This is a genomic window from Winogradskyella sp. Asnod2-B02-A (assembly GCF_045063645.1).
GTDB lineage: Bacteria > Bacteroidota > Bacteroidia > Flavobacteriales > Flavobacteriaceae > Winogradskyella.
The window spans coordinates 754,055-767,201 of record NZ_JBEFOG010000026.1 but is presented as its reverse complement, the minus strand read 5'-3'; the positions used below and the strand labels follow the sequence as shown (position 1 = coordinate 767,201).

Genomic DNA, 13,147 nt, shown 5'->3' with positions numbered 1-13,147 from the left:
CTAAGGATGAGTTTCTTATGTGATTTTGGTAATGTTTTAATTCAAATAATTAGATTAGGTCTTATTCATTGTTTACTAGAGGTTAACAACGACTAATTAGGTACTCGTAAAATTTTCTGTTCTTTTAAAAAGTGCTTTAATGCAATTTTTGCTGCGATTTCCGACTCTAATAGATGTTGTTCTTTTAATAAACTAAATGAATAGTAGTTTTTTACAAAATGGGTATCAAAAACACCACTTCTAAAAGCATCATTTTCACAAACAAAACGACCAAAAGGTAATGTGCTTTGTACGCCTTCTATTTGGTAATTATTAATTGCGGTTATCATTAATGCAATGGCTTCTTCTCTGGTTTTTCCATAAGTAATCAGTTTAGATAGCATTGGATCGTAATAAATAGGAATATCCATGCCTTCTTCATAACCATTATCTACTCTTATATTTTCTCCTTCAGGAAGTTTATAAACTTCTAGGTTACCAACACTTGGTAAAAAGTCATTCATAGTATCTTCTGCATAAACACGAAGTTCTAGGGCATGACCCTTAATTTTTAAATCTTCTTGTTTAATATTTAATTTTTCACCTCTCGCCACTTTAATTTGAAGTTCTACTAAATCTACTCCAGAAATCCACTCGGTAACCGGATGCTCTACTTGAAGTCTAGTATTCATTTCTAAGAAATAGAAATTTAAGTTTTCATCTAAAAGGAATTCTACAGTTCCGGCACCAACATAATCACAAGAGCGTGCTACATTTATGGCAGCTTGTCCCATTTTTTCTCTTAATTCTGGTGTTAATACAGCAGAAGGTGCTTCTTCAATTATTTTTTGATGACGACGTTGTATGGAGCATTCGCGCTCAAAAAGATGAATGATATGACCATGGGTATCTGCCATGACTTGAATTTCTATATGTCTTGGTGAAGCCACATATTTTTCTATAAACACAGAGCCATCACCAAATGAAGACTTTGCTTCACTGATAGCTCTATTCATTTGCGATTCAAATTCCGCTTCGTTTTCTACAATACGCATCCCTTTTCCACCACCTCCAGCTGAGGCTTTAATAAGGATAGGGAATCCTATCGTTTTTGCGATTTTTTTTGCTTCAGGAATATCTGTAATAGCCTCATCTGTTCCAGGCACCATTGGGATATCATAATCCTTTATGGTTTCTTTAGCGGCTAATTTATTACCCATCAGTTTAATCGCTTTAGAACGTGGTCCGATAAAAATGATATCATTGTCTTCGCACAATTCTGCAAAATCGGCATTTTCACTTAGAAAACCATAACCAGGATGAATGGCATCAACATGAAGTAATTTTGAAACTTCTATAATTTTATCTCCTTTTAAATACGATTCGTTTGAAGGCGCTGGACCAATACAAACGGCTTGATCTGCATATTTTACGTGTGGAGCATTACGGTCTGCTTCAGAAAAAACAGCAACTGTTTTAATACCCATTTTCTTAGCCGTTTTCATGACTCTTATGGCAATTTCTCCTCTATTTGCTACTAATAATTTTTTCATCTTAAATGCCTGCGGAAGCAGGTATCTTTTTAATTTATACTTATTTATCTAAAGGTTCTCGATACTTTGTAATTAAATAGTGAGAACACTCGAACTGACGATTGGTTTATTCAAATTCAATTAAAAGTGAATTTTTATCGACTGTTTCTCTTTCATTCACCTGAATAGACTTAATAACACCATCTCGCGGAGAATGAATTACATTTTCCATTTTCATGGCCTCAAGAATTAATAATGTATCATCCTCTTTAACTTCATCTCCAACTTTTACAGTTATCTCTAAAATTAAACCTGGCATAGGTGCTTTTATATCATTGACTTGTCTTAAAGCACCAATTTCAAAACCTAAAGCTTCAATTTGTTGATCTAAAATGTCATTAATAGAAACGTCGTATGTATTGTTATTCACTTTAATAGAATACGTTTTCTTATTAAAGTCGGTTTGTAATATTTCAGCTTTTACTGAAGTATTGTCTTGAAGAATATGGTAGTGATTCGTTGATGTTTCAGCAACATCTAAGGTTTCCATGCTGTCTTTAGTCACTTCGAAAGTATGGGTAGCATTGACTTTTATTTTATACATAAAATTGAGTTTATTACATGATTAGCAGAGAAAAGCTAATTTAACTGCAAAATATGAAATAATTAGCTTTTATTTTCTGAATTCTCTAAAGATTTAAAGTTTGAGTTGTTTTGATGTATTTTGATGGCTTTTCTAGACAAGAATATACCAATGATTAATGAGATAAATGCTCCAATTGATATCCCAGGAATAAAGTTAATAAATAAAAAGAAATCATACGCTCCATGAAATATAGTTGCTAGCAATAAACCTGTTAGGTTAAGCACTAATCTATTATTCGAGAATTTTGCTTTTCCCATAAAATAACCCATTAAAACGCCAAACGTAGCATGCGCAGGAACAGCTGTAAAAGCTCTTATAAGCGCAGTTTCATAACCTCCATCTAAAACATACATAATGTTTTCAGTACAAGCAAATCCCATAGAAACCATAACGGCATAAATAATACCATCATAAGGTTCGTTAAATGCTTTTTTGGGTTGCGCATAGTATTTTACAATCACGTATTTGCTGAATTCTTCTGATAATGCGACAACGATAAACGCTTGTATAAATTGTTGACCAACGCTAAATTTATCTGTAATTGGAATTAATCTTCCTGTAAAAAAATATAAAACAAAGACTATAATTATACTAACAATAGCACCAAAAAAGAAACTTGCAATTAATAAACGATGTGGCTCTTTTTCGTGTTTGTCTTGCACATAAATATATAACAGAATGGCAAAGACAGGAGCGATGGCAAGTAGGAGTAAGTTCATAAATCAAAAATAATTAAAAAAGAGATAAGAGTTGTTTTCTGCTCTTAGTGTCTAAAAAAACATATACGATATTTGTTATAAAGTGACTTATTAAAACGGCAATAGCAGCACCAGTTACTTGCCAGATAGGGATGAGCAGGTAACATAAAATGACGTTAGCAATACAACCGATAATGAATCGGTATACATTTTTTTGCAACTCGTTTGTATTGATTAGGTGTTTTTCGTAAATCATTCCTATAAACACAAAAAGCGGAGCCCAACAGAAAATTAATAAAGGGGTTTTGGCTTCAGCAAAACTTTCTGTAAAATAGGTGTTTAAAATGGCATTTCCGAAGAGTGTGTATAATACACCAATGAGTATGGCTAAAGCGCACATAATTTTTAACAGTCTTCTTATTTTTTGTATATAAAGTGGCCTGTTATTTTGAAATGATTCTGCAAGAGAAGGGTAGAGTGCGTTGATGATAGAAAATCCGATATTCCAACTTAGCGCTATTACTAAAAACTGGACTGTAGCAAAGATTCCGTTTGCATGATCTCCTAGAAAATATTTTAAAAACAGCTCATCAATTGTGATATAAAACATAATTAAGCCGTTAGAGATTATTAAAGGAAACGACATTTTTAATAATGATTTTCCTAAAGGCCATGAAAAGGTCCATTGTTGAAATGAAAACTGCTTTTTGTACTTTAAAATGAGTGTGTAAATTAGGCCTTGAATAAAAAAATCGAGAACTATAAGTTTGGCAAAATAATAGACATCAAATTGATGTTTAACACCATAATATTGCAAAGACACAATAATAATTAAGCTTGTTATTTTACTTAAGAATATAATTTTTGTCCATTTTTTTGCTAGTAAATAATACTCAAAAACATCGGTAAGCTTAAAAAGATAACTGATGGTTATGATGTAATACAATACCTTTAAAGGACTACGTTCTGAAATATTAAAATAGATAACTATTCCTATTAAAATAATAAACCAGCTTATAAGACGAAGGTAAAAAGCAGTAGCCAATATTTGTTGGCTTCGTTTGGGATGAAATACAATTTCTCTAATACAGATGCTAGATAAACCTAAAAAAAATAAAGGAGTCAGCATGCCTAAAACAGATTCCACAAATTTGAGTTTTCCTATATCTACAGTGCCTAACAGACTAAAAATTTGTGGAACAATTAAGACACCTGTAATAAGTTGTATCAGTTTTTCTAAAGTAAACCATTTGGTTGCAATAAAATCTTTCTTACTAAAAACCGATATCATGTAGTATATTTAGGTGTTCAAAGATATAAAAACCAATTCCTTTTAGTCATTTCAAAGTTTATTATTACATTCGTTTTTCAATCCATTAGATGACTCCAGAGTTTCTTCGTCGCTATTATATTTTACGCATTATTTCAAACCCTAAAGTTTATGGTATTGAAAAAAATGGGTTTGTTCCTTTGGAAGATTTACAAAAGTCTTTAGATCAGTTACGTGCTGATAATATGGACGATCCACTTTACGATAAACTGAATCTGCATAGTCAAAAAACAATTAAGCGTGATTTAGATAAAATTAAATCCTATTACCAATCTATTATTTTACATAAGCGCAATTACGGGTATTATGTTGATAGTTATGAAATAAGTGAAGCGTTAAAAGAAATTTACGAAAAAACAGAACTTTATCTTTTGCATCACCATGCACATGTATGGAAAACTTATGTGACCACAGCACGCAGTTCGTTGAGTTCTCAAGTAGATCTGGTACCTCTAATCCATGCTATAGAGCAACATTTATTAATTAAAATAATCTATCATGGTTGGTACGATGATAGCTTTAATACTATTTCTGGTTTTTTTCAGCCTCTGCATATTAAGGAAATTAATAAAGCGTGGTATTTAATAGCTTATAATGAAGAATATGGATTCTATGCGTTTTGTTTAGATAATAGAATTAAGAGTATTTCTATTAGCAAACAGCAAGTTAAGGAACCTGTAAATTTTAGTCCAAAAGATTATTTTAAAAATGTTATAGGCATTTTAAAATCAGACATAAAAGCAGAATGGATTCAAATAAAAGTTGCCAATCATCATTTTAAGTATTTAGAAAATAACCCATTACATCACTCTCAACAAATTGTAACACGGCCTAAAGAATTAGACACGTATAAATTAGACTATAAAAATCCCAATATTTGGGGTGAAATCAAAGTGTATGTTGAACCTAATTATGAGTTTTTAATGGAAATCTTAAAGTACAACCTTTGGGTTAAAGTGGTTAGTCCATTGCATGTTAAAGCTTATGTAAAGCATCATCTGGAGTTCATTCTTGATTATTATGAATAGATTTCTTTTGTTACATTCTTCTTCTTCTTCTTCTTCTTCTTCTATTTTGAATCTGTATGATTTTTGATAACTTTTTTAGACTGTCTGAATAAGTTGATCTTGGAAATATTTTGAAACGGACACGTTTTGTCTACTTCAAAAATAGATTTGAGAATTATAAGAGTATTACTTCAAATTAACCAATGCATAGCAACTTATAGATGCAGTATTTGTGGTATTTATAAAACTTACACTTTTGGTTATTAATTAAATACGAGTACTGCTTATAAGTTTTATAAAATAATATTGAAGTTGTGCTTCATCATTGGGTGAAAATTTCTGTATAGAATTAGGATTTTAATTGATATGCATCACAAATAAATATCAAGGTCAAAACATGCCGAACAAGACCAAAAAGGAAGTAGGTAAAATTTTAAACTAATCAAATGAAAAAAGTATTATTAATTATGCTCACTGCTATTGCATTTACTTCTTGTAAATCAAGTAGCTTACATAGTGGAGGTTATCATCAATTAAATCAAACACAAATAGTCTTATCAAATAATAATTTTGAGGTGCTTGGTAGTTTTACAGGAACGGCAACTGAAAAAATATTAACAGGAAACATTACCAATAAAGAAGGTATAGTGTCTCAAGCTAAATCAAAAATGTTAGCAAATGCTAAAGATGCAGGTATTGTGTTACTAGGAAGTAGAGCTCTCGTTAATGTCTCAGTTGATATCACAGAAACTAAAAAGAGAATAACAGCAACTGTTACTGCTGAAATTATTGAATTTAAATAATAGAATAAAAGTACTGTGTTTTTAAGCTATTATGTTTTAAATAGGAAATGACTAAGTTGCTTAGTCCTATAACTAAAGATTAATTACCAATATTAATTTAGACATAAAGTATAAAGTAGAAGAAATTTTATCATGTAGATAAAACTATAAATTTTAAAACGAAAAAATCCCTTTAAAGTATATCAACAATTGTTTATTATAAATACGAAACAGACACATTTTGACTATTTCAGTTTTACTTTTGAACAAGCTAATAGTTAGGGGGATTTTCTATATGAAAATTTTAAGGCTAGGATTTATTTAATATTTACGTTTTGAAACCACAAAATAGGATATAGGGATCGCTATTTATTAATCAAACACTGATTGATGGTTTCAATCGTAACTTGCTGAAAAAAGCCCCAACCGGATAGGTTGGGGCTTTTATGTTATTGGATTTTTAATTATTACAGCTTCTGTAATTCTTTCTTTATGGCCTTATGTACTTTAAGATAATAATCATAATTACTGGCCACAAAATGCATATTAGTTTTACTGTTTTTTAATAGAGATTCAAAGTCATCAAGCGTTACTAATTTTAGTGCTTCAACTTCTGATTCTTGTTTCACTAATGTGTTTGAAGGCACTGTTAATTCTGCGATATAAACCTGATGAAATTCATTATCTTGAATCTTACCATCTGCATAACTCGTTTCATGAAGAAAAGTTCCGATTTGTTGAAGATTGTTAGGTGTTAATTTTAAACCAATTTCTTCTTTAGTTTCACGTAAAACGGCTTCAATAAACGTTTCACCAGCATCAATGTGTCCTGCAACGGAAACATCCCAAAGTAAGGGATAAATAATTTTTTTGTGAGAGCGTTGTTGTAAAAGAATTTCACCTTTAGATGTATACAACCATAAATGAATGGTGTTATGGTATAAACCTTTAGCATGTGCTTCAGATTTTAAAGCTGTTTTTCCAGTTGGTTTTCCTTGTTTTGTAACAATATCTAGTAATTCGTCCATAGTTGTAAGAAGACCTCAAAGATTTTGGAAATCTTTGAGGTCTTTAAAATTATTATTTTGCTAAATCTAGCTTAGCTAGTTATTTAAAATAACTAAACGTTTCTCCGTCTTCTATTTTAAGTAATGTTTCATAAATTAACTTAATCACATTTTCAACATCATCTCTATGTACCATTTCCACTGTGGTATGCATATAACGAAGAGGTAAAGAAATTAAGGCAGAAGCGACACCACCATTACTGTAAGCAAAAGCATCAGTATCAGTTCCTGTAGCTCTAGATAATGCAGCACGTTGAAAAGGTATTTTCTTTGCTTCAGCAGTTTCTGTAATTAAATCTCTTAATTTTTGTTGTACAGCTGGCGCATAAGCGATAACTGGACCTTTTCCGATTTCAGCATAACCTTGTGTTTTTTGCTCAATCATTGGCGTCGTTGTATCGTGGGTTACATCCGTAACAATAGCAACGTTTGGCTTAATGGTTTGTGTAATCATTTCAGCACCACGTAACCCTATTTCTTCTTGTACAGAATTGGTAATATAAAGTCCGAATGGTAATGTTTTCTTGTTTTCTTTCAATAAACGGGCTACTTCAGCAATCATAAAACCACCCATTCTGTTGTCTAAAGCACGACACACAAATTTGTCTTTATTTAGAATGTGAAATTCATCTGGATACGTAATAACACAACCCACATGAACTCCCATTTTTCCTACTTCCTCTTTATCTTTTGCTCCAATATCGATGCAAATATTATCTGGTTTTGGTGCTTGTTCTTTAGCTTTGCTTCTGGTATGAATTGCTGGCCAACCAAATACACCTTTAACAATGCCGTTTTTAGTATGGATATTCACAATTTTACTTGGAGCGATTTGGTGATCACTTCCACCATTTCTAACCACATATATTAAACCGTTATCCGAAATGTAGTTTACATACCAAGAAATTTCATCTGCATGGCCTTCAATAACAACTCTATAATTTGCTTTTGGGTTAATAACGGCAACTGCAGAACCATAAGTGTCTGTTATAAATTCATCTACGTAGGGTTTAAGGTAATCCATCCAGATTTTCTGACCTTCCCATTCATAACCAGTAGGAGAGGCATTATTTAAATATTTTTCGAGGAAATCTATTGATTTTTTATTGAGTATGCTTTTTGAAGCCATAATAAATGTTTTGAGTTTCTGTAAAAATAAAAGGATTTACTAAGCTTTTAATGCCTTTTGAATATTTTTTGTAACAAATTCATCTATTTTTACACTTATACATAAATAAACTTAGACTTCTAATTCAATACAATGAAACATCTATTCAAAAAATTTGATATGCAATCAAATAATTAATTAGGATGTTCCATGTAACCATAAAAAACAAATAAATATAAACTCATGAAACTAGTTATATCTAACCTTACCAAAACATATAAAAATGGTGTAAAAGCTATTGATAATCTTAACCTAGAAATCGGAACCGGAATGTTTGGGCTCCTAGGACCTAATGGTGCAGGTAAATCCTCTTTAATGCGAACTATTGCAACATTACAAAGTCCGGATTCTGGGTCTATAATGTTTGGTGATATTAATGTTTTGGAAGATAAAATGGCTTTAAGAAAAGTGTTGGGTTATTTACCACAGTCGTTTGGTGTGTATCCAAAAATGTCTGCAGAAGATTTGCTAGATTATTTTGCAACCTTAAAAGGCATTAGTTCTAAAACAGACCGACAGGCGATTGTAAAAGAGGTTTTAGATATTACCAACTTATACGATATGCGTAAGAAACATGTTGCTGGTTATTCTGGTGGTATGAAACAACGTTTTGGTATTGCACAGTTATTATTGAATAATCCAAAATTAATCATCGTAGATGAACCAACAGCAGGATTAGATCCGGCAGAACGTCATCGTTTTCTAAATGTTTTACGTGAAGTTGGTACCAATTGTACCGTAATATTTTCGACACATATTGTTGAAGATGTTAAGGAGCTTTGTAACGATATGGCGATTTTAAATGGTGGTCGTATTTTAAAACAAGCGACACCATCGCAAGCTAGAATAGAATTACAAGGCCGTATTTGGACTAAAATTATTGATAGAGACGATTTAGAAGCGCATGAAGCACAATACAATTTATTGTCTTCTAATTATAATGAAGATAACTCATTAAATATTAGAGTATTTAGTGATACACAACCAAGTGACGATTTCAAATCTGTTGAGCCACAGCTAGACGATGTGTACTTTATAGCACTAAAGCAAGACGAACCAGTAAGTGCGATTTAATTTTAAAGCTTAAAAAAAAGTACATCTATGTTTTCTACAATATTTTTTTACGAATTAAAGTACTGGTTAAAACGACCTGCGACTTATATTTATATGGCTATTTTCTTTATGTTGGCGTTATTTATGGCTGCAACAACAGCAGGAATATTTGATAGCATTACAGCCACAACAGGTTCTTCTCGTATTGTAAATTCTCCAATGGGAGTAAAGGGCTTATTTAATGGATTGGCTATTTTAATTTTCTTTTTATTTCCTTCTATTATTGGTGCATCCATAAATAGGGATTTTAAAAGTGAAATGCATTCTATTTTATATTCTTATCCGTTTACAAAAGCCAATTATTTATTTGCTAAGTTTTTTAGTGCCATTGTCGTTGTAACATTAATTGTAATGACTATTGGAGTCGGTATGTTTATCGGTTTTAGATTACCTGGCACCAATTCTGATTTGGTTGTTGCCTTTGATATTAAATCGTATTTTAATGCGTACTGGCTTTTTATTCTGCCTAATATTTTACTTTTTGGTGCCATTGTTTTTGCGGTAGTCACTTTTACACGAAATATTGCAGCAGGCTTTATAACGGTTATTTTATTATTGTTTGTTCAAGGCGTTACTGAGAGTTTGTTATCTGATCCAGATAGTCGCTATTTGGCAGGATTATTAGATCCTTTTGGCGAGTCTGCTTCTGCTTATTACACACGTTATTGGACGGTCTTTGAGCAAAACGAAATGCATATTCCTATTAAAGAATTAATTCTTTATAATCGTTTATTATGGTTAGGCGTTGCTAGTTTAGTATTTGGTTTAGTCTATAAGTTCTTTACATTCAGCCAAAATGCAATGTCCTTTTCTTTCTTCAAAAAAGCAAAAGGTGAACGCGCTATAAAACGGAATTTTGGTGGTATAACAAAAATTAATCTACCTAAGGTTACAAATGATTATTCTTTTATTCAGAACTTAAAAGCGACCTGGAAAATATCTAATGTAGAGTTTAAATACATTGTTAAAAGTTGGCCATTTATAAGTATTGTTTTAGTTGGACTTATTATTGTTTTAGTAGCTTTAGCAGATGTAGGAAACCCAACAGGTACTTCATCTTATCCTCGAACTTGGTTGATGCTACGTGGAGGAGGTGCGTTTGTGTTTGCTATTAATATCTGTACCTTTTTATATGCAGGTATGTTAGTCAATCGTAGTAAAATAGCAAATATCAATGGGCTAGAAGATGTAACTCCAATACCTAATTGGTCGTTGTTTTTATCAAAGTTTATTGCCATAGTTAAAATGCAATTACTATTGCTTACCGTAATAATGGTTGCAGGTATTTTGTTTCAATTGTATAAAGGCTATTTTGATATTGAAATAGGGCTTTATATCAAAGAGTTATTTGGATTAAAGTTGATTAATTATGTTATTTGGGCATTCTTGGCTTTAATGGTTCAAACACTCATCAGAAATCCATATTTAGGTTTATTTGTGCTCTTAGTAATTTCTATAGCTATTCCATTTTTAAGCTTTGCAGGAGTAGAAGAACCTATCTTTAAATATAATGAAGGACCAGGATTTGGATATAATGATATGAACGGTTATGGAGATTCGTTAGCGAGATATTTAACTTATAAATTCTATTGGGTACTTGGAGGTTTAGTATTAATGCTAATCGCTGCGTTATTTTGGGTTCGTGGTTTACCACATTCATTTAAAGAACGTTTAAAGATTGCCAAAGCGCGTTTTAAAACACCAATTGCCATTGTATTTGTTGTGCTTTTAGCTGGTTTTTTAACTATGGGTTACAGTATCTACCATGCTAAAAACATTAATAATGATCGTTATTCTTCAAAAGAGCGTGAAGAAATGAGCGTTAGTTGGGAGAAAAAGTATAAGAAGTATGAAGATTATGCGCAACCACGCATTGTTGCTGTAAAAGTAAATATGGATCTGTTTATTGACGATCGTAATTTTGAATCTGCTGGAGAATATACAATGATTAACAAAACAGAAACGGCTATAGATAGCGTGTTTTTAAATCATAATGACTATCCAAGTACATTCAAATTTAATCGCGAAAACACGCTGGTTTCAGAAGATACATTATACAATTTTGACATTTATAGGTTAAAAGAACCTATGATGCCAGGAGATACTATGACTTTAAAGTTCACAGTAAAAAATAAACCGAACACAATGTTAGTGTCTAATTCACCTGTGATTAAAAATGGAACGTTTATTAATAACTTTCAAATATTTCCTAATTTAGGATATAATGGAGGTGAGCTTACTGATGATAAAACACGAGAGAAATATGATTTACCACCAAACAAGTTAAAGCCTTATCCATCAGATTCAACAGCCTTAGGAAACACTTATATTGCTAAGGATAGTGATTGGATAGATTTTGAAGCTACAGTAAGTACTAGCGAAGATCAAATTGCTATTGCGCCAGGTTATCTTCAAAAAGAATGGGTAGAAGATGGAAGACGTTATTTTCATTATAAAATGGATAGTAAAATCTTGAATTTTTATGCCTTCAATTCAGCAAAGTACAAAGTAAAAAAGGATAAGTGGAAAGATGTTAACCTTGAGATTTATTATCATGAAGGTCATGAGTACAATTTAGAAAGTATGATGGATGGTATGAAAGCTTCTTTAGAGTATAACAGTGAAAACTTTAGTCCGTACCAACACAAACAATTACGAATTGTAGAATTTCCAAGTGGTGGATTTGCACAATCATTTCCTAACACCATACCGTTTTCTGGTGATGCCGGTTTTATTGCAGATGTAGAAGATAGCGAAGACGGAGAAGATGCAGGTTTAAATTACACTTATGCTATTACAGTGCATGAGGTTGCGCACCAATGGTGGGCACACCAAGTAATTGGAGCAGATGTGTTAGGCGCAACAATGTTGTCTGAAAGTTTATCGGAATACGTGGCTTTAAAGGTGCTTGAAAAAGAATTAGGCAAACCGCAAATGCGTAAATTTTTGAGAAAAGCTTTAGACGATTATTTATTGAGAAGAACGTTTGAACGTAAGCGCGAAAAACCATTAATGTATAACGATGGACAAGGCTATATTCGCTATCAAAAAGGATCTTTAGTGTTCTACGCACTTAGCGATTATATTGGCGAAGATGTGTTAAACGGAGCATTAAAGACTTATGTTGAAAAAGTACAATTTCAAGAACCTCCTTATACCACGTCTATTGATATGGTAAATCATATTAAAGCTGTGACACCAGATAGTTTACAATACGTGATTAAAGATATGTTTGAAACCATAACCTTATATGACAATAAAACTACAAATGTTACGTCTACGGAATTAGAGAATGGTACATACAAAGTAGATATTGAATTTGAAGTCAGTAAATACAGAAATAACGAAAAAGGAAAACAGATTTTTTCTGAACAAGGAAGAGACTCAATTTCTTATCTCCGAGAAGGAAAAAAGAAGCCTATTTTATCATTGCCACTTCAAGATTATATAGATATAGGAATTTTTACAGAACATGAGGTTGATGGAAAGATGAAAGAAAAGCAGCTTTACCTTAAGAAACATAAAATCACAGAGATTCATAATACAATTTCAATCATTGTAGATGAAAAACCGACAGAAGTTGGTGTAGATCCCTACAATAAATTAATTGATAGAATATCTGGAGACAATCGTCAAGAGATTGGTAACTTAAAAATTAGCATAGAGAATTAAGACTCATTTCAATGATTTTCGCTAATCCTAAAATTCATTGAAGATATGCAACGTTAAATGCTGATAACTTCAGCTTAGCTTAAAATAAAGACCTTTCAGATACGCTATATTTGAAAGGTCTTTTTATTTGGTGATTTTTTGAATAAGTTTCAT

Annotated in this window: 10 protein-coding genes; 4 read left to right on the top strand and 6 right to left on the bottom strand. The window is 31.7% G+C overall.

The genetic code is table 11. The annotated features are described in order from the left end of the window. Positions 1-92: 92 nt before the first annotated feature. The 4 genes from accC to ACJJVO_RS06825 form a co-directional block, all read right to left on the bottom strand. Complete coding sequence (accC, locus tag ACJJVO_RS06840) at positions 93-1,532, bottom strand: acetyl-CoA carboxylase biotin carboxylase subunit (protein ID WP_405572082.1); 1,440 nt, start codon at positions 1,530-1,532, stop codon at positions 93-95. A 106-nt stretch (positions 1,533-1,638) separates the two neighbouring features. Next, the gene (locus tag ACJJVO_RS06835) at positions 1,639-2,115 is read right to left on the bottom strand and encodes an acetyl-CoA carboxylase biotin carboxyl carrier protein subunit (RefSeq protein ID WP_405572080.1); all 477 of its coding nucleotides are present in this window, start codon (positions 2,113-2,115) and stop codon (positions 1,639-1,641) included. Positions 2,116-2,177: 62 nt separating this feature from the next. Beyond that, positions 2,178-2,876 carry a PrsW family intramembrane metalloprotease gene (locus tag ACJJVO_RS06830; protein WP_405572079.1) on the bottom strand — a complete coding sequence of 233 codons (699 nt, stop codon included), beginning with the start codon at positions 2,874-2,876 and terminating at the stop codon, positions 2,178-2,180. Positions 2,877-2,889: 13 nt separating this feature from the next. Continuing rightward, positions 2,890-4,146 (bottom strand): flippase, encoded by a 1,257-nt coding sequence (locus tag ACJJVO_RS06825; protein ID WP_405572077.1) that lies wholly within the window; start codon positions 4,144-4,146, stop codon positions 2,890-2,892. Positions 4,147-4,235: 89 nt separating this feature from the next. On the opposite strand from ACJJVO_RS06825, the gene ACJJVO_RS06820 reads away from it, so the two are divergent. Continuing rightward, positions 4,236-5,213 carry a helix-turn-helix transcriptional regulator gene (locus tag ACJJVO_RS06820; RefSeq protein WP_405572074.1) on the top strand — a complete coding sequence of 326 codons (978 nt, stop codon included), beginning with the start codon at positions 4,236-4,238 and terminating at the stop codon, positions 5,211-5,213. A 425-nt stretch (positions 5,214-5,638) separates the two neighbouring features. Next, on the top strand, positions 5,639-5,995 hold the full coding sequence (locus ACJJVO_RS06815; protein WP_405572072.1) for a DUF6567 family protein: 357 nt from the start codon (positions 5,639-5,641) through the stop codon (positions 5,993-5,995). Between the two features lie 446 nt (positions 5,996-6,441). Here the strand turns inward: ACJJVO_RS06815 and ACJJVO_RS06810 are convergent, their stop codons facing one another. Both ACJJVO_RS06810 and ACJJVO_RS06805 read right to left on the bottom strand, forming a co-directional pair. After that, positions 6,442-7,002 (bottom strand): NUDIX domain-containing protein, encoded by a 561-nt coding sequence (locus ACJJVO_RS06810; protein ID WP_405572070.1) that lies wholly within the window; start codon positions 7,000-7,002, stop codon positions 6,442-6,444. Between the two features lie 79 nt (positions 7,003-7,081). After that, positions 7,082-8,170, bottom strand: coding sequence for a M42 family metallopeptidase (locus tag ACJJVO_RS06805; RefSeq protein ID WP_405572068.1), 1,089 nt, complete (start codon positions 8,168-8,170; stop codon positions 7,082-7,084). Positions 8,171-8,392: 222 nt separating this feature from the next. On the opposite strand from ACJJVO_RS06805, the gene ACJJVO_RS06800 reads away from it, so the two are divergent. Next, positions 8,393-9,283, top strand: coding sequence for an ABC transporter ATP-binding protein (locus ACJJVO_RS06800; protein ID WP_405572065.1), 891 nt, complete (start codon positions 8,393-8,395; stop codon positions 9,281-9,283). Between the two features lie 27 nt (positions 9,284-9,310). Next, on the top strand, positions 9,311-12,994 hold the full coding sequence (locus tag ACJJVO_RS06795) for a M1 family aminopeptidase (RefSeq protein ID WP_405572062.1): 3,684 nt from the start codon (positions 9,311-9,313) through the stop codon (positions 12,992-12,994). Positions 12,995-13,147 lie beyond the last annotated feature (153 nt).

What these genes read in the sequence shown, in the direction of transcription:
- accC (WP_405572082.1), bottom strand. Translation starts at nt 1,532, where the DNA reads ATGAAAAAATTATTAGTAGCAAATAGAGGAGAAATTGCCATAAGAGTC.
- ACJJVO_RS06835 (WP_405572080.1), bottom strand. Translation starts at nt 2,115, where the DNA reads ATGTATAAAATAAAAGTCAATGCTACCCATACTTTCGAAGTGACTAAA.
- ACJJVO_RS06830 (WP_405572079.1), bottom strand. Translation starts at nt 2,876, where the DNA reads ATGAACTTACTCCTACTTGCCATCGCTCCTGTCTTTGCCATTCTGTTA.
- ACJJVO_RS06825 (WP_405572077.1), bottom strand. Translation starts at nt 4,146, where the DNA reads ATGATATCGGTTTTTAGTAAGAAAGATTTTATTGCAACCAAATGGTTT.
- ACJJVO_RS06820 (WP_405572074.1), top strand. Translation starts at nt 4,236, where the DNA reads ATGACTCCAGAGTTTCTTCGTCGCTATTATATTTTACGCATTATTTCA.
- ACJJVO_RS06815 (WP_405572072.1), top strand. Translation starts at nt 5,639, where the DNA reads ATGAAAAAAGTATTATTAATTATGCTCACTGCTATTGCATTTACTTCT.
- ACJJVO_RS06810 (WP_405572070.1), bottom strand. Translation starts at nt 7,002, where the DNA reads ATGGACGAATTACTAGATATTGTTACAAAACAAGGAAAACCAACTGGA.
- ACJJVO_RS06805 (WP_405572068.1), bottom strand. Translation starts at nt 8,170, where the DNA reads ATGGCTTCAAAAAGCATACTCAATAAAAAATCAATAGATTTCCTCGAA.
- ACJJVO_RS06800 (WP_405572065.1), top strand. Translation starts at nt 8,393, where the DNA reads ATGAAACTAGTTATATCTAACCTTACCAAAACATATAAAAATGGTGTA.
- ACJJVO_RS06795 (WP_405572062.1), top strand. Translation starts at nt 9,311, where the DNA reads ATGTTTTCTACAATATTTTTTTACGAATTAAAGTACTGGTTAAAACGA.